Raw genomic sequence first — 16926 nt, forward strand, 5'->3', positions numbered from 1 at the left:
TTCCGGAACATTTGTAATCCCGACTAGTGCCGGCGCCGGGAAAATGATCGCTGCGAACGGCGGGCGCGCACCAAAAATGGGACACGCGGCGCTTCCGCACAGGCGACCGCCGGTCGATGAGCATGGGTATGCCGCTGTCTTCGCTTACGACAGTCTTTCGGCGACGTCGACCGTCAGGCGGTCGCGGTTTCGGCGACAGGGCGCATGCGTTCCAGCGCGCTGCCATCCTCGCGGAACAGATGCACATGGCGAATGCTGAAGCCCGCGTTCAGGCGCTGTCCTTCGACGGCCGTCGATTCGCCCGAGCCTTTCACCTGAATCACGAGTTCGTTCGGCAAACGGACATGCAGCAGCGTCTCGCCGCCGAGATGCTCGATCACCATGACTTCGCCTGCAAGGCCGCTGTCGATATCGCCGCCGCCCGATTCGACGAAATGCTCGGGCCGGATGCCAAGCGTAAGCGTCTCGCCCGCGTGCACGGACGAAGCCGCGAACGGCAGCGTCAACGACTCGCCGCCCGGCAATTCGATGGTGACGCCCATAGCATCCACGCGCATCACGCGCACATCCATGAAGTTCATTTTCGGCGAGCCGATGAAACCCGCGACGAAGCGATTGTGCGGCGTGCGATACAGCTCCAGCGGCGAGCCGATCTGTTCGACGCGTCCATGATTCAGCACGACGATGCGATCGGCCATCGTCATCGCTTCGGTCTGATCGTGGGTGACGTAGATCATCGTCGCATTGAGCTGCTTGTGCAGCTTGATGAGTTCGAGGCGCATCTGCACGCGCAATGCGGCGTCGAGATTGGAGAGCGGCTCGTCGAAGAGAAAGACTTTCGGCTCGCGTACGATGGACCGGCCGATCGCCACGCGCTGACGCTGCCCGCCCGACAGCGCGCGCGGACGCCGTTCGAGCAACTGGCCGATCTGCAAGATCTCGGCCGCGCGATGCACGCGTTCCTTGATCTGCGCTTCGGGCAACTTGAGCATGCGCAAACCGAACGCGATGTTCTCGTACACCGACATGTGCGGATAAAGCGCATACGACTGAAACACCATCGCGACGCCGCGTTGCGAAGGCTCGAGTTCGGTGACGTCCTCGCCGCCAATCAGTACTTGCCCTGAGTCGCAGCGTTCGAGTCCGGCGATGGTGCGAAGCAAGGTCGACTTTCCGCATCCCGAAGGACCGACGAAAACCATGAACTCGCGATCGGTCACTTCTATGTCGACGCCCTTCAGCACGTCGACGCCAGCGAATGCCTTGCGGATCTGCTGCAAATGAACTGCGCTCATGCGTTGTCTCCCGTTTGCTGCTGCGGCAGCGCAGCATCCGATGCGTCGTCGAATTTTTTCTTGACAAGCTGTTCGCGCCAAAATATACAATTGTAAAACCGAAATTACAAGTGAAACGACGCGCACCAGGGATCACGAACGAACGCACCAGAGAAGCCGTATCCGCTCGAAAAATACCAAGGAGACAGGCATGAAGAAGCGCTTCATTCCGGCCATGCAAGCCGGTCCGATCAAACACGCGGCGGCAGTCGCGCTCCTCACGGCGAGCGCGGCGTTCGCAACATCGAACGCGCAGGCCTGGACTCTGAAGGAAGCGGCGCAGCCGTATTCGGGCACCACGATCAAGGCCATCTTTCTCGATCGTCCCGGCTACAAGGCCGCGCAGCAACTCATTCCGCAGTTCGAAAAGGAAACGGGCATCAAGGTGCGCTGGGAAGTGATTCCCTATGAGAATACGCGCGAAAAGGAAGTGCTCAACTTCGTCGGCGGCGGCGACCAGGACATCGTGCTCGTGGACGTCGTGTGGATCGGCGAATTCGCGAGCAACAAGTGGCTCGTGCCGATCAAGAAGTTCACCGACGATCCGAAGCTCGCGGATCCGAATCTCAACCTGAAGGGCTTCTTTCCGATCCTGCTCGATTCGTTCGGCTCCTGGGACAAGGTCACCTACGGCCTGCCGTTCGATAACTACTCGGGCCTGATGTTCTACAACAAGTGCATGTTGAAGGACGCGGGCTTCGACGAGCCGCCGAAGACCTGGGACGACTTGCTCAACACCTACGCGCCGAAGCTCACGAAGGGCGACAAGTTCGCGTTCGCGCTGCAATCGCGGCGAGGCGAAACGCAGTCGGCCGATAGCTTCATGCGCGTGCTATGGCCGAACGGCGGGTCGCTTCTCGATGCGAAGTTCAAGTCGAATCTGATGTCGCCGCAATCGCAGGCGGGCCTCGAATATCGGCAGAAGCTGATGAAGTACATGCCGCCGGGCATCGTCGACTTCGATCACGCCGAAGCGGTCAACGCGCTTGCGCAAGGACAGGTCGCGATGATTACCGAATGGTCCGCGTTCTATCCGACGCTCACCGATCCGAGCAAGTCGAAGATCGGCAACTGTCTCGCGATCACGACCGAACCGAAGGGACCGGCCGGACTTAAGCCCGCGCTCGGCGGCTTCTCGCTTGCAGTGAACGCGAAGTCGAATGCGAAGAAGCAGGCCGCGTCGTGGCTCTTCATTCAATGGATCACGTCCGAAGCCATGGCGAAGCCTTATCTCGAAGCGGGCGGCGTGCCGGCGCGCATGGCGATCTATGAGGACAAGGCCGTGCAGGACAAGTATCCGTTCGTGAAGCCGATGGTCGAATCGTGGCAGGGCGGCGTGCCGGATTATCGTCCGCGCTTCCCGGAGTGGCCGGCGATTTCAGAAGTTATCGGCGAATGGGGCAGCAAGATGATGCTCGGCCAGGTGACGGTGAAGGAGGGCGCGCAGACCATCGGTCAGAAGACCGAGGACATCCTGAAGAAAGCGGGCTATTACGACGGCAAGAAGCCTTTGCTGAAGTAATTCTGTTCACGGGACCGGAGGCGATCGAATGGCATCACCTGTAATGCATGCGCGCGGACCGCGCAAGCCCGCGCGCTACTTCGGCGTCCTGCCGCGTTCGCCCGCCTTCTGGTTCCTGATACCCGCGATCGCGGCGCTCGCGATCATCGGCATCTATCCGCTGCTGCTTGCGCTCTATAACTCGTTTCATCAATACAAGCTCGCGGACCTGGCCTCGGGCACGCCGTTCGTCGGCGTCGATAACTACATCGCGACGCTGACCGATCCGACCTTCTGGGAAGCGCTCGGACGCACGGCATTGTTCCTGTGCGTGACCTTGCCGATCGAAGTCGCGCTCGGGCTCTTTGCAGCGCTGCTGTTGCATCGCACGGAGCTGCCGTGGATGCGCGCGGCGGCGCGCGTGAGTCTCGTCATTCCGATGGCGACGACGTATGCGGTGGTCGGGCTCATCGGCCGCCTGATATTCAATCGGCAGTTCGGCGTGGCGAACTATCTGACGGGTCTCATCGGCATTCCGCCGCAGGACTGGCTTGCGGACCCGACGCTCGCGTTCGTCTCCGTGATGATCATGGATATCTGGCAATGGACGCCCTTCTGCGCGCTGATCCTGCTCGCCGGGCTTTCGATGGTGCCGAAGGAAGCCGAAGAAGCAGCGCGCCTCGAAACGCCGAAGTGGAGCATGATTTTGTGGCACCTGCAGCGTCCGTATCTTCTTCCGGGTCTCACTGCGATTCTGATTCTTCGTTCCGCCGATATGCTGAAGATGTTCGACGCCGTCTTCACGATGACGCGCGGCGGGCCCGGCGCCGCGACGGAATTCATCAGCGTCTATATCCAGCGCGTCGGCTTTCGTCTCTTCGATCAGGGCATGGCTTCCGCACAGGCGATCATCCTGCTCATTCTGACGATCGTGCTGTCGCGTCTCTATATTCGCTTCGTGTATCGGGAGGCCGCGTGAGTTCGATAGGCATGCAAGGCACGCAACGCGCAAAGCGCGCACGCGCGGCAAGAAAACGCGCTACTGTATGGCACTTTCTGGGCCTCGTCGTAGTGTTCATGTCGTCGGTGTTTCCGTTCTACTGGATGGTCACGACGAGCCTCAAGAGTCAGGCCGATGCGCTCGCGTACCCGCCGAAATGGCTGTTCTCGCCGACGTTTCATCACTACTCGGCGGCACTGTTCGAACATGACGTCGCGAGTAGTCTGCTGAACTCGCTCATCATCGCGAGCAGCACGACCGTCCTCGCTATCCTGCTTGGCACGCCAGCCGCTTATGCGCTCGCGCGCTACGAATTTCGCGGCAAGGAAGACCTCTGGTTCTGGTTCATCTCGAACCGCATGGTGAGCCCCGTCGTGCTCGCGGTGCCGTTCTTTCTGATCGCGACGAAGCTCGATCTCGTCGATACGCATATCGTGCTGATCCTGCTGTATCTGACGTTCTCGCTGCCCATCGTCGTATGGATCTGCACGGACCAGTTCCGCAACATTCCCGTCGAGCTCGACGAAGCCGCGCGTCTCGATGGCGCATCGCCGTGGCGCGTGTTCTGGCGCATCAATCTGCCGCTCGCGATGCCGGGCATCGTCGTATCGGCGATCTTCGCGTTCATCTTCTCGTGGAACGATCTGCTCTATGCGCTCGTGCTCACGCGCAGCGACGCGATTACCTCGCCGGTTGCGGCGACGAGCTACATGAGCGGTTATGAATTGCCCTGGGGCGAGATCATGGCGACGGGCACGCTGATCGTGCTGCCCATGGTCGTGTTCGCGCTGGCCGTGTCCGGGCGATTGGTGCAAGGGCTCACGATGGGCGCGGTGAAATAAAATCGCGCGGCCTTTCATTGAACAACAGGACAACATGAGCAAGAGCGCACCGCCCATCGCCATCGCGGAAGCGGACGATTCCATCGATTCGGAAGAAGAACTGCAGGCGCGCGTCGCGTGGCATTACTACGTCGGCAATCTGACGCAGCAGGAAATTGCGCAGCGGATCGGAAGCAATCGCGTGCGCGTGAACCGGCTGCTTGCGGCGAGCCGCGAGTCCGGCCTCGTGCAGATCACGATCAATAGCAAGATCGTGCCATGCGTCGCGCTGGAAGAAGCGCTCGCGAAACGCTTCGGCCTCGAATGCGCGGTGGTCGTGCCGAGCGGCGCGAACAACGAGGCGAACAATGCGGCGCTCGGCATCGGCGCGGCGTCGTACTTCGCGAGGCAGATAGTTGCAGGGCAAACTATCGGCCTCGGCTGGGGCCGCACGATCCGCGCCGTGTTGCGCGCGCTGCCGAAGCGCACGTACGGCGCGGTGTCGGCGGTGTCGCTGCAGGGCGGGCTGTCGCATTGCCCGAGTATCAATACGTTCGATATCGTGTCGGACTTCGCGAACATCTGCCGCGCCGACAGTTATCTGTTCGCCGCGCCGATCTACGTGAGCAGCCAGAAAGCGCGCGACGTGATCCTGCAGGAAGAAACCGTGCGCGAGACCTATGAACTCGCGCGCAGTGCCGATCTCGCCTTGCTGACGTGCGGCGATCTGACGGAATCGCTCGTCGTGACATACGGCATCGACAATCCGGAGCAATTGCGCACGTTGCAGAAGGCGGGCGCGGTCGGCGACATGCTCGGCCACTTCATGGATGAAGACGGGGAGCTGATCGATCATCCGTTGAATCGACGCACCGTTGCGATCACGCTGGACGACCTGCGCAAGATCAAACGCGTGATTCTCGTGAGCGGCGGCAAGAAGAAATTTCATGTCACGCGCGCGGCATTGCGCGGGCGTTATCCATCCGTGCTCGTGACCGACGAGGACACCGCAAGACGCCTGTGCGACGAGCCCTGAAGACGACACCATGACGACCATCGACAGAAATCGCGAATTCGCGGGCAAGACCGTGCTCGTCACGGGGGCGGGCAAGGGCATCGGTCATGCAACGGTTCATCTGCTGATCGAGCGTGGCGCGCGTGTCATTGCATTGAGCCGCAGCGCAGCCGATCTCGATCTGCTGAAGAAGGAGACGGGTTGCGAGATCATTGCCGCCGATCTCGCCGATGCCGACGCCGCACGCGAAGCGGCGCGCGCCGTTCAGCCCGTCGATCTGCTCGTGAACAACGCGGGCATCGCGGTGTTGGAGCCGTTTCTCGATACGACCGTCGAAGCCTTCGATCTGACGATGAACGTCAACGTGCGCGCAGCGATGATCGTCGCGCAAGAGTGCGCGAAGAACATGATCGCGCGTGGCGCGGGCGGTTCGATCGTGAACGTATCGAGCCTGTCGGCGAATGTGGGCTTCGCGCTGCACGCGTCGTATTGCGCATCGAAAGGCGGACTCGACGCGATGACGCGCGTCATGGCCAACGAGCTCGGCCCGCACGGCATACGCGTGAACGCGGTGCTCCCGACCGTCACGATGACCCCGATGGGTGAAAGAGCGTGGAGCGATCCCGCCAAATCCGAACCGATGCTTGCGCGCATTCCGATGAACCGCTTCGTGGAGCCGGTGGAAGTCGCGCGCACGATTGCCTATCTGCTTTCCGACGATTCGAGCATGGTCAGCGGCGTGAGCCTGTTGGTCGATGGCGGATTTCAGGCGCGCTGAGATTAGCTTCGCGATTCAATCAACGACACCGGAGACTTGTAATGGCCGATTCACAGATGACCGCGATCGTATGCCGCGCGCCGAAAGACTATCGCGTCGAACGCGTGCAACGCCCGAGCGCGGCGAGAAACGAACTCGTGATCCGCATTGCGGCATGCGGCATTTGCGCGAGCGATTGCAAATGCTGGTCGGGCGCGAAGATGTTCTGGGGCGGCCCGAATCCGTGGGTCAAGGCGCCGGTCATTCCGGGACACGAGTTCTTCGGTTATGTCGAAGAACTGGGCGAGGGCGCGGAAGAACATTTTGGCGTGAAGAAGGGCGATCGCGTGATTGCCGAGCAAATCGTGCCTTGTGCGAAATGCCGCTATTGCAAGTCGGGCGAGTACTGGATGTGCGAAGTGCATAACATCTTCGGCTTCCAGCGCGAAGTCGCCGATGGCGGCATGGCCGAATACATGCGCTTTCCGCCGACGGCGATCGTGCATAAGATTCCGGACGGCATTTCACTGGAAGATGCGGCGATCATCGAGCCGCTTGCGTGCGCGATCCATACGGTAAATCGCGGCGATATCCAGTTGAGCGATGTCGTTGTGATCGCGGGCGCGGGGCCACTCGGTCTGATGATGACGCAAGTCGCGCATCTGAAGACGCCGAAGAAGCTCGTCGTGATCGATCTCGTCGAAGAGCGGCTCGCGTTGGCGCGCGAGTACGGCGCGGACATCACGATCAACCCGAAGACCGACGATGCGCTCGAAACGATTCGCTCGATCACCGATCGCTATGGCTGCGACGTATATATCGAAACGACCGGCGTTCCTGCGGGCGTTACGCAAGGACTGGAGCTGATTCGCAAGCTCGGCCGCTTCGTCGAGTTCTCCGTGTTCGGCGCGGATACAACCGTCGACTGGTCGATCATCGGGGATCGCAAGGAGCTCGACGTGCGCGGCGCGCATCTCGGACCGTATTGCTATCCGATCGCGATCGATCTGCTCGCGCGCGGACTCGTCACGTCGAAGGGCATCGTCACGCATGGCTTCACGCTCGACGAGTGGGACGAAGCCATCAGGATCGCGAATTCGCTCGATTCGATCAAGGTGCTGCTCAAGCCGTAACGACTGCCGGCGTGCGCGTCGCGATTCCGATGCATGCGCTCGCGCCGGAGACGTTCGGGTCGGTCAGGATCTGATGATGTGAAAACCATGCGCCATGCGTTGCATTGCATGGCGCATCGTTCACGAAAGCGACACGCCCAGCAACTTGCCGATTCCATATGTGCAAGCGGCCGCGATCATTCCGATCAACGCTTGTCGCACAGCGGAAAACAGCGCGCCGCGTCCATTGAACAGCGACGTGAACACGCCGATGCCCGCAAGCCCGAGTCCGCTCAAAACGATGCATTGCACGATGCCTTCCGTACCGCTTGCCCAAAGAAAGGCGATGGCCGGAATGATCGCGCCCACGGCGAACAACGTGAACGATGCGAGCGCGGCCGTCCAGGGATTGCCGCCCAATTCGCGCGGATCGAGGCCGAGTTCTTCGCGCGTCAGCGTGTCGAGCGCCTTGTCCTTGTCGCGCATGATTTGCGCGGCGACGCGTTTCGCTTCGGCTGCATCGATGCCCTTTGCCTGATAGATGAGCGCGAGCTCATGCCGCTCCGCGTCGGGCATATGATCGAGCTCGTCCTTCTCCCGCGCGATTTGCGTGCGCGCGAGTTCGCGCGCATTCGTGACAGAGAGCCATTCGCCGAGCGCCATCGATGCCGCGCCCGCGATGAGTCCCGCGAACGCCGTGAGCAGGACCGTTTTGCTATCGCTGCCTGCACCCGCGACGCCCATGATGAGGCAAAAGTTCGACACGAGGCCATCGTTCGCGCCGAGCACTGCGGCACGTAAATCGTTGCCCGATGCGACGCCGCGATGCCACGACTCGGCCGCTGCGATCGCACCGCCTTTACTCAGCCCTTTGCTGCGACTCGCGACTTCCTGCACGATATCCGCGTGATGCCGCTCTTCCGCCGACATCTGCGCGGCATCGGGTTGGCCGGCATATTTATCGCGATCGGCCATTTCGTTTGCGGCGACCGAGCGCAACACGAAGTCCGGCCCGAACGCGCGTGCGAGCGTACGCATGATCCGCGTTTTTGCGCTGATGCGATGCGTTCGAACGGACACGCCATTCGCGCGCAATTTCGCGGCCCATATGTCCGCATGACGGCGCTCCGCTTCGGCCAGCTCGGCATAGACGCGCCGCTTGTCGTCCTGCTTTTCCGCTCGTGCGAGCGTGTCGTAGAGCGCGGCGCTGTCGAGTTCGTCCGCGAGATTGGAGGTAAAGCGCTTGAGTTCTGTCTGGGACGCCATGACGTCACCTTTTTCGTTCGTCTCGTTGATTCAAGAGTAAAGACGAACGACATGTCGCGTTGCTAATAGCCCTACGATGCGCGCTGAGTGAGAATTGAATCGCGTCTCATCGTCGTCATTGTTTAGATGGGGCTTGATTGAATCTCGAATGGAGCGACGTGCGAATCTTTCTCGCGAATGCGCGAAGCGGTACGTTCGGCGCGGCAGCGAGGAGCGTGTTTCGCCTAAAGCGAAGATCGTTTTCGGCAGCAACAATCGCGATGCGCAGCAACGATGTGCGCATCGGGTGCCGGCTATGCGGTATTGGCGTGTCCGTCAGGCGATGCCGATGCGCGCCTCAAGCGCTTCGATGTCGGTGTAGCGCCAGCCGGAAGAGACGTATGGTTGGTTATCACCGCGATCTCAGGCGAGTCGCGCGCTTGCGAGCTTTATTGAACGAAACGATGCCGACGCTAGGCGAAGGTATCAATCGGTATCAATCGATTAGCGATGCAACTAACTGTCCTTTGCACTTATCCACTTCGAATCCGAGCCCAGGCCAGCAAAAGAATCGAATGAGCGAGCAGTCGGAGTTTTAGGCAATCAAAGAACTACTTCAAGGCCGCGCACCAAATCGATGCGTATTAGCGAAGCTATCCGCAAGCGCTACACGATCCAAGCTCGATTTTTAAAGCGGCGCTACAATCCCGATGCCTAAAACCGACTGGCGCCCCACACAGTCGGCTATTTGCGATATCCGCTGAAACCACTCAAAAAGCCGGAGCGCTCATGACCACGCTTTCCATTAACGGCCAGAATCATTCGGTCGATGCGCCACCCGACATGCCGCTTCTCTGGGTATTGCGCGACATCGTAGGACTCACAGGAACCAAATTCGGCTGCGGCATTGCGCAATGCGGTGCGTGTACCGTTCACCTCGATGGCGTCGCGGTTCGTTCATGCGTTTTACCGATTGCCGCCGTTGGCGATCGCAAGGTGACGACGATCGAAGGCATCGGCGAAACACCCGCCGGCAAGAAAGTGCAAGCGGCCTGGCGTTCGCTCGATGTCGTGCAATGCGGGTACTGTCAGTCTGGACAAGTCATGTCCGCCGCGGCATTGCTCGCGACAGTCTCCGATCCCAACGACTCCGATATCGATGCCGCGATGGCGGGCAACATCTGCCGCTGCGGCACTTATCACCGCATTCGCGCCGCCATCAAGCAGGCCGCAAAGGAGGCGTGACATGTCGCAAGGATTGATCGAGGCGGGGCGTCATGCGGCTCGCGCGGGATTGTCGCGTCGCACGTTTCTGAAGTTCGGCGTGACCGCCGGCGTCGCTGCAAGCGGCGGATTGCTGATCGGCTTCAGCTTGCCGGCCGCGAGCCAGGATCAGGGCAAAGGCAAGTCGGTTATCGGAGGCGATGGCGTCGAGTCCGCGCAAGAAGGCGTATTCGCACCGAACGCGTTCGTGCAGATCGACAAGAGCGGCAAGGTCGTGCTCATCATGCCGAAGGTCGAAATGGGACAAGGCGTCTATACCGCGTTGCCCATGTTGATAGCCGAGGAGCTCGAAGTGCCGCTCGATAGCGTCACGATCGATCATGCGCCGCCGAACGAAAAACTTTTCACGGACCCGCTGTTGGGCGGTCAATTGACAGGCGGTTCGACGTCCGTGCGCTATGCGTGGGAGCCGTTACGCAAAGCGGGCGCGGCCGCACGCATGATGCTCGTCGCGGCGGCGGCGCAGGAATGGAAATGCGATCCATCGTCTTGCCAGGCGCAAGGCGGCAAGGTTATGCATGCATCGGGAGAACGTAGCGCGAGTTATGGCGAGCTCGCCGAAGCGGCCGCGAAATTGCCCGTTCCGCAAGACATCAAATTAAAGGATCCGAATAACTTCAAGATCGTCGGCACGCCGGCGAAAAGGCTCGATTCGCCAGAGAAGGTCGATGGCACTGCAATGTTCGGTCTCGATGTGCGCTTACCCGACATGGTGTATGCAGAGATCGTGAATTGCCCCGTGTTCGGCGGAACGCTCGCATCCGTCGACGACAGCAAAGCGAAGAAGATTCCCGGCGTGCGTCAGATCGTAAAGTTCGACAATGGCGTCGCGGTGATCGGCGATCATACGTGGGCCGCCAAACGCGGCGCGGCTGCCTTGCAGATTCAATGGAACGAAGGCGCGAGCGCCAACGTATCGACGAAGCAGATCGTCGACGACATGGCCAATGCATCGCAGCGCACGGGCGCGGTGGCGCGTAAGGAAGGGAATGTCGACAATGCGTTTTCCAATGCGAAGACGCGCGTCGATGCGGTGTACGTTCAGCCGTTTCTCGCGCATGCGACGATGGAGCCGATCAACTGCACGGTGCACGTGCGCCCGGATGGTTGCGATATTTGGCTTGGCACGCAAGTGCCCACGCGTATCCGCGATGCCGGAATGAAAGCGACTGGATTGCCTGCGGAAAAGATTCATGTGCATAACCATTTGCTCGGCGGCGGCTTCGGCAGGCGGCTCGAATTCGACATGGCCACGCAGGCGCTCAAGATCGGCAAGGCGCTCGGCGTTCCGGTCAAAGTAACGTGGTCGCGCGAGGAAGACATTCAGCACGACATGTATCGGCCGTGCTATTACGACAAGTTATCTGCGGGACTCGATGCCAACGGCAAGCCGGTTGCATGGACGCATCGCATCGTCGGGTCGTCTGTGCTTGCGCGTTTTGCGCCGCCGGCAGTAAAGGATGGTGTCGATCCCGATGCCGTCGAAGTGGCATCCGATCTTCCGTACGACTTGCCCAATCAGCTCGTCGACTATGTGCGGCTCGAACCGCATGACGTGCCCACCGCATTCTGGCGCGGCGTGGGACCGACGCGTGGCACGTTCGTCGTGGAAAGCTTTATCGACGAATTGGCCGTGCAGGCGAAAGTCGACCCCGTCAAGTATCGGCGAGATCTGCTTGGCAAGTCGCCGCGCGCACGCAACGTGCTCGATGTCGCGACGCAGGCGGCGGGCTGGGGACAGCAATCCATGCCGCAGGGACAAGGGCGCGGCGTTTCGGTGATGCACGCATTCGGCAGTTTCTTCGCCATCGTCGCGGATGTCGCTGTCGACAAAGACGGCGAGGTGAAGGTGAATCGCATCGTGTGCGCCGTCGATTGCGGCATGGTCGTCAATCCCAATACGGTCGAAGCGCAAGTGCAAGGCGGCATCATATTCGGCATTACCGCCGCGCTCTATAGCGAAATCACGATCAAGGACGGACGCGTCGAACAAAGCAATTTCACCGACTATCGAATGCTGCGCATTCACGAAACGCCGCCGGTGGAGGTGCATATCGTCAAAAGCACGGAAGCTCCTGGCGGCATCGGCGAACCAGGCACAGCGGCGCTTGCGCCGGCTATCACGAATGCGATCCATGCCGCAACGGGCAAGCGATTGAGGCGCTTGCCCGTAGGCGATCAATTGCGTAGCGCCTGAGGAGCCCGTCATGAAGAACGCATTCAAGCCTCTCTTTGCGATGCTGTTTGCATTGGCGTCCTCGGCTCATGCAGCCGACGATGCACTCGTCACGCGTGGCGCCTATCTCGCGCGAGCAGGCGATTGCGTCGCTTGTCACTCGACTCAAAAAGGCAAGCCGCTCGCAGGCGGTTTGCCGATGATGACGCCGTTGGGCGCGATCTATACGACCAATATCACGCCCGATCCGGACACGGGAATCGGCCGCTACACGGAAGAGGACTTTGCGCGCGCCTTGCGCGAAGGCGTTGCGAAGGATGGGCATAACCTTTATCCGGCGATGCCTTACCCTTCTTATGCAAAGATAAACGACGAGGACATGCATGCGCTTTACGCGTATTTCATGCATGGCGTCACACCCGTCAAGCAGGCCAATCGTGAGCCGGACATGAAATGGCCGCTCAATATGCGCTGGCCGCTTAAGCTATGGAACGCGGTCTTTCTGGAAAAGGGCGTTTATCAGAACAAATCCGGAAAGGATGTCGCGTGGAATCGTGGCGCTTATCTCATTCAGGGACTCGGACATTGCGGCTCATGCCACACGCCGCGGGGCATCGCATTTCAGGAAAAAGGACTCGACGAAAGCAATAGCGCCTATTTGACGGGCGGCTTGCTCGATAACTGGTTCGCTTCCAACCTGACGGGCGAGCACAATACCGGCCTCGGGCGCTGGTCGGAGCAGGACATTGCCAGCTTTCTCAAGACGGGCGCGAACGCGCACGCGTCTGCATTCGGCTCGATGACGAGCGTCGTCAACAACAGCACGCAGATGTTGAGTGACGACGATCTTGCCGCGATGGCGCGCTATTTGAAGTCGTTGCCGGCGTCGGGGGGCAATGGTGGACCGCGCTATTCATATGATCCCAAAGCGACGAAAGTGTCCTTGTCGCGTCCGGCCGCATCGGATTCGGGAGCGCGGGTCTATACCGCCTATTGCTTGCATTGTCATGGTGCGGACGGCCGTGGCTTCGCACCCATGCTTGCGCCGCTCGCGGGCAATCCAAACGTTCTGGAAAAGGACGCATCGTCGCTGATCAACGTGACGCTGAACGGCACCGGCGATCTGGTTATCGGCGGCGTGCCCGCGCCTTACCCGATGCCGCGCTATGCACCCGTGCTGAACGATCAGCAGATCGCGGACGTACTCACTTTCATCCGGGGCGCGTGGAACAACGGCACGCCGGCTGTGCAGGCATCGGACGTGACGAAGATGCGCAAGGCGACGCAGTGACTGTATGGGTCAGGAAGAAAAATCGATGACATCCAGGTGAATCGAACTGGATGGATGCGCGAGGAATTTGCGATGCACACGAGCACTGATGCGCTCATAACCATCGCTCAGGGCTTTTAGCAAGCGCTCGTCGCTTGCTCCTGTCGGTGCCCAGAAGCACTGTTCCAACGCCTTGCGCGTGATGTTGCATTGAATGGCCTGCTCGCGAGAGAACGCGACGAAGCTGACGGAGGCGCGGTCCGCCGAAATAGTGGCATGGATCAGGAGCTTGCTCGTCATGGTTCGGCAGGAGAGATACGTTTCGCTGAATTTTATTGTGTCAGAATTTGGTGAACTCGCGAATCCTCGAATGAGCGCGAAACGTGCGCAAACGGCCAGAAGCAGGCGTTTTTCGCTTCAAGGCGGTTCCAACGCGGGGACAAACTTCATATGAATGAATCGAACGTTCGTATTCGGCGGTCACCGACGTTAAAGATTTGCGGAGTAGTCTGAGGTGCAACCTGCGGGATTCGACGCCGCGCGAGATCCCATACCGGCAAGACTGGCGCGGTTGTCCATGAATGTCCATGAAAAATGAAAAGAAAAGCATGCTCAGGTGTACTACTCTAGGAACGATCATCCGAAGCGGCGCGGCACACCGCATCAGCAAGCGGGTCGTGCGGCGCATTCCCGGAACTTCACCGGCAACGTCTACGCGGCTTCTGTTGCGGCGGGCGTTGTCGCCAGCAGGAGCGGAACATGAAGCATCCATCGTTGATGGATCCCTGGAGCCGTACCCTGGCAATGCTCGACAGCCTTCCGAACCGCCCTTCGGAAGCGAACGAGAAGCTCTCACTGATGACACGACCGCTCGTACGGAATGTCCAAGGCAAGACCGCATGCATCGGATCCACCGACGGGCATTGCGTCAATATTCGCGTGCTGGAGCGCTTGAGCGAATCGACGCTCTCGCTATCCTGGCACGATCCCACGTCGTTCAATTACTCGGAGCAGGTCTGGGCCCTTTGCACTGCCCGCAAGCGCGGAACGTGCGCCCTGAGCGGTCAGGCGATCAGGCGCGGACAGCCTGTTTATAGGCCGAGGCGTGTCGGCAGTTCGGTCCCGCTCAATAGCGGCGCAATGATTCTGGCGCTTGCGCTCACTCCGGCTGAACAGGAAGCGAGCCTCGTTTCCGAGTGATCGGCTTTCGTCCGCGAGACGCGTGCGCGAAGCACGCGTCTGTGGCCACGCGCGACCTGCCTTGATGATTCAAAGGGATGCGTTATCGCGTATCGTCTGATGAGCGGACGATGACCAAGCTCGTTCAAGTTCAGGTGTATCTGCGAGCGCGCTAACGACATCTGCGTTTTTCTTGCAAGAGCGCTTGGCTTGGGCGTTATCCATATAAGATCTGCAAAGGATGGCAATCGTGCGTCGCGCGGACGCATTACATTGCTCATTCCATTCGCCGCTTGCAGAAATCCATGGGAGGAGTTATGGCCACATTGGCACAGTTGGAAAGCCAGATTCAGAAATTGCAGCGTCGCGCGGATGTATTGCGGGAAAGAAAGTCGATCGAGGTCATCGCCAAAATTCGGGCAATGATGGACGAGTTCGGCTTGACCATTGCCGATCTCGCCAAGGCCGGTTCAGGCACGCGAAAAACACGCGGCCGTCCTGCGGGTTCTGGCCAATCGGCCGTTTCCAGAAAAGGAGCGACCAAGTCCAAGTTGCCGCCGAAATATCGCGACCCGGAATCGGGCGCCACCTGGGGCGGACATGCTCGTCCGCCCGCCTGGATCAAGGATGCGCCTGACCGCAGCGTGTATCTGATCAATGGTGCTGCCAGCAAGAACGGCGCGCGCAAAAGAAAGAGTGCACGCAACGCCGCTGCCTAAAGGTAAGGGAAGGCTTAGGCGAGCAAGGGACTGCGCACGCGGGAAAAACCGCTTGCCCGATCATAAGCAAGCCCGATCTGCAATACGCCAAGATCGCCTTGCGTCGGTCCAATGATTTGCAATCCGGCCGGCAAGCCGCCGGCACCCAGTCCGGCTGGCGCGCTTAGCGCGGGCAGCGATGCCATCGTCGCTGGAACGACGGTCTCCATCCAGCGATGATAGGTATCCATCTCGCGGCCGTCGATAACATGCGGCCAGTCCAAGTCCGCATCAAACGGAAAGACCTGCGCCGAAGGCAACACGAGATAGTCGAAACGATCGAATAGCGCATTGATTGCCTGATACCAGGCCGTCCGATCGCGAATTGCACGGGACGCATCTTCTCCCGATAACTTCAGACCTCGTTCAATCTCCCATACCGCTTCCGGTTTGAGCAACTTTCTCTTGGCGGCGTCGCGATAAAGCGGCGCATTGGTGCCGGAGAAGGTAAGGCTGCGCAAATCGATCCAGGCTTTCCATAGACAGTCGAGATCAAAGTCGATATCGGCAGCCTCCACGATGCAGCCCGCCGTTTCGAAGTGACGCAGCGCCGATAAATACGTCTCCATCAAACCCGCTTCCATCGGCAGATGTCCGTTCAGGTCGCCGAGCCAGCCAATACGCGTGCCGCGCACATCGCGCTCGAGCGCGTTCGCGAAGTCGGCGGGCTTGTCGTTTCTGCGTGAAAGAGGCGCGCGGACGTCGAAGCCGGCCTGTACCGACAACAATAGTCCCAGATCGGGAATGGTTCGCGCGATCGGCCCGGCGACGCTGAATTGCTGGAAGAAGACGTCGTCGCTTGGCGCATACGGCACGCATCCTGGCGTCGTGCGAAAGCCGAAGACGTTATTGAATGCAGCGGGCGTGCGCAGTGAGCCCATCATGTCGGTGCCGTCCGCGAAGGGCAGCATGTGCAACGCGACGGAAACCGCCGCGCCGCCGCTGCTTCCGCCCCCCGAACGCGATTGGTCGAAGGCGTTGCGCGTGGTCCCGTACACCGGGTTATAGGTATGTCCGCCCAAGCCGAATTCCGGCGAATTAGTGCGGCCAATGAATATTGCGCCCGCGTTGCGCATGCGCTCGAAGATGACGGCGTCCATCTTCGAAAGTTCGCCTGCATAGAGAGGAGAGCCTTTCGTCGTGACCATTCCCGCGACGGGAAGGATATCTTTGGGCGCTAGTGGAAAGCCATGCAGAGGTCCAAGGCTCTCTCCGCGGGATAGCTGTGCATCGCGCTCGGCGGCGAGAGAGCGTAGTGCATCGCGATCCTGCATCGCAACGATCGCATTCACGACAGGATTGAAGCGATCGATTTGCGCTAGATAGGCGTTCATCACTTCGACGCACGAGACGTCGCGCGCATGAATTGCTCGAGTCAGCGCGATAGCTTCGAGCGAAACAATATCCTTATCGGGCGTTGAGACGGACTTTGCGTCGAGTGCGGTCATGGCTATGTCGTGAATGGCAGACGGAT

Annotated in this window: 15 protein-coding genes; 11 read left to right on the forward strand and 4 right to left on the reverse strand. The window is 60.1% G+C overall.

Going from position 1 to position 16926, the window contains the following annotated elements; all coding sequences use genetic code 11:
* Nucleotides 1-173: 173 nt before the first annotated feature.
* Nucleotides 174-1295, reverse strand: coding sequence for an ABC transporter ATP-binding protein (locus NCS03_RS25300; protein ID WP_250457200.1), 1122 nt, complete (start codon nt 1293-1295; stop codon nt 174-176).
* A 190-nt stretch (nt 1296-1485) separates the two neighbouring features.
* Here NCS03_RS25300 and NCS03_RS25305 point away from each other — a divergent pair, with 190 nt between their 5' ends.
* Genes NCS03_RS25305 through NCS03_RS25330 form a run of 6 tightly spaced genes read left to right on the forward strand, consistent with a single transcriptional unit; the run spans nt 1486 to nt 7561 of the window.
* A complete protein-coding gene (locus NCS03_RS25305) occupies nt 1486-2856 on the forward strand; it encodes an ABC transporter substrate-binding protein (RefSeq protein WP_008347772.1) in 1371 nt (456 codons plus the stop codon).
* 28 nt (nt 2857-2884) lie between these two features.
* Nucleotides 2885-3814, forward strand: coding sequence for a carbohydrate ABC transporter permease (locus NCS03_RS25310; protein WP_235366216.1), 930 nt, complete (start codon nt 2885-2887; stop codon nt 3812-3814).
* 11 nt (nt 3815-3825) lie between these two features.
* The gene (locus NCS03_RS25315) at nt 3826-4677 is read left to right on the forward strand and encodes a carbohydrate ABC transporter permease (RefSeq protein ID WP_008347776.1); all 852 of its coding nucleotides are present in this window, start codon (nt 3826-3828) and stop codon (nt 4675-4677) included.
* 34 nt (nt 4678-4711) lie between these two features.
* A complete protein-coding gene (locus NCS03_RS25320) occupies nt 4712-5692 on the forward strand; it encodes a sugar-binding transcriptional regulator (RefSeq protein ID WP_250530040.1) in 981 nt (326 codons plus the stop codon).
* A 10-nt stretch (nt 5693-5702) separates the two neighbouring features.
* The gene (locus NCS03_RS25325) at nt 5703-6449 is read left to right on the forward strand and encodes an SDR family oxidoreductase (RefSeq protein ID WP_008347780.1); all 747 of its coding nucleotides are present in this window, start codon (nt 5703-5705) and stop codon (nt 6447-6449) included.
* Nucleotides 6450-6490: 41 nt separating this feature from the next.
* Nucleotides 6491-7561 (forward strand): alcohol dehydrogenase catalytic domain-containing protein, encoded by a 1071-nt coding sequence (locus NCS03_RS25330; RefSeq protein WP_175980628.1) that lies wholly within the window; start codon nt 6491-6493, stop codon nt 7559-7561.
* Nucleotides 7562-7681: 120 nt separating this feature from the next.
* On the opposite strand, the gene NCS03_RS25335 is transcribed toward NCS03_RS25330, so the two are convergent.
* Entirely contained in the window at nt 7682-8806 is a 1125-nt protein-coding gene (locus NCS03_RS25335) for a VIT1/CCC1 transporter family protein (RefSeq protein WP_008347784.1), read from the reverse strand.
* Between the two features lie 768 nt (nt 8807-9574).
* Between NCS03_RS25335 and NCS03_RS25340 the strand changes: the two genes are divergently transcribed.
* The 3 genes from NCS03_RS25340 to NCS03_RS25350 are packed head-to-tail and all read left to right on the forward strand — an operon-like array spanning nt 9575 to nt 13536.
* Nucleotides 9575-10030 (forward strand): (2Fe-2S)-binding protein, encoded by a 456-nt coding sequence (locus tag NCS03_RS25340; RefSeq protein ID WP_008347788.1) that lies wholly within the window; start codon nt 9575-9577, stop codon nt 10028-10030.
* Nucleotide 10031: 1 nt separating this feature from the next.
* Nucleotides 10032-12266, forward strand: a complete 2235-nt coding sequence (locus tag NCS03_RS25345) for a xanthine dehydrogenase family protein molybdopterin-binding subunit (protein WP_250530041.1) — start codon at nt 10032-10034, stop codon at nt 12264-12266.
* A gap of 10 nt (nt 12267-12276) precedes the next feature.
* Nucleotides 12277-13536 (forward strand): c-type cytochrome, encoded by a 1260-nt coding sequence (locus NCS03_RS25350; protein WP_008347792.1) that lies wholly within the window; start codon nt 12277-12279, stop codon nt 13534-13536.
* 9 nt (nt 13537-13545) lie between these two features.
* Here the strand turns inward: NCS03_RS25350 and NCS03_RS25355 are convergent, their stop codons facing one another.
* Complete coding sequence (locus tag NCS03_RS25355; RefSeq protein WP_008347794.1) at nt 13546-13815, reverse strand: DUF1488 family protein; 270 nt, start codon at nt 13813-13815, stop codon at nt 13546-13548.
* A gap of 459 nt (nt 13816-14274) precedes the next feature.
* On the opposite strand from NCS03_RS25355, the gene NCS03_RS25360 reads away from it, so the two are divergent.
* Both NCS03_RS25360 and NCS03_RS25365 read left to right on the forward strand, forming a co-directional pair.
* A complete protein-coding gene (locus tag NCS03_RS25360) occupies nt 14275-14715 on the forward strand; it encodes a DUF3331 domain-containing protein (RefSeq protein ID WP_008347795.1) in 441 nt (146 codons plus the stop codon).
* 296 nt (nt 14716-15011) lie between these two features.
* On the forward strand, nt 15012-15413 hold the full coding sequence (locus NCS03_RS25365; RefSeq protein WP_250530042.1) for an H-NS histone family protein: 402 nt from the start codon (nt 15012-15014) through the stop codon (nt 15411-15413).
* Between the two features lie 14 nt (nt 15414-15427).
* Here the strand turns inward: NCS03_RS25365 and NCS03_RS25370 are convergent, their stop codons facing one another.
* A complete protein-coding gene (locus NCS03_RS25370; protein ID WP_250436403.1) occupies nt 15428-16900 on the reverse strand; it encodes an amidase in 1473 nt (490 codons plus the stop codon).
* Nucleotides 16901-16926 lie beyond the last annotated feature (26 nt).

Source organism: Caballeronia sp. ATUFL_F1_KS4A (genome assembly GCF_023630905.1).
GTDB classification, from domain to species: domain Bacteria; phylum Pseudomonadota; class Gammaproteobacteria; order Burkholderiales; family Burkholderiaceae; genus Caballeronia; species Caballeronia zhejiangensis.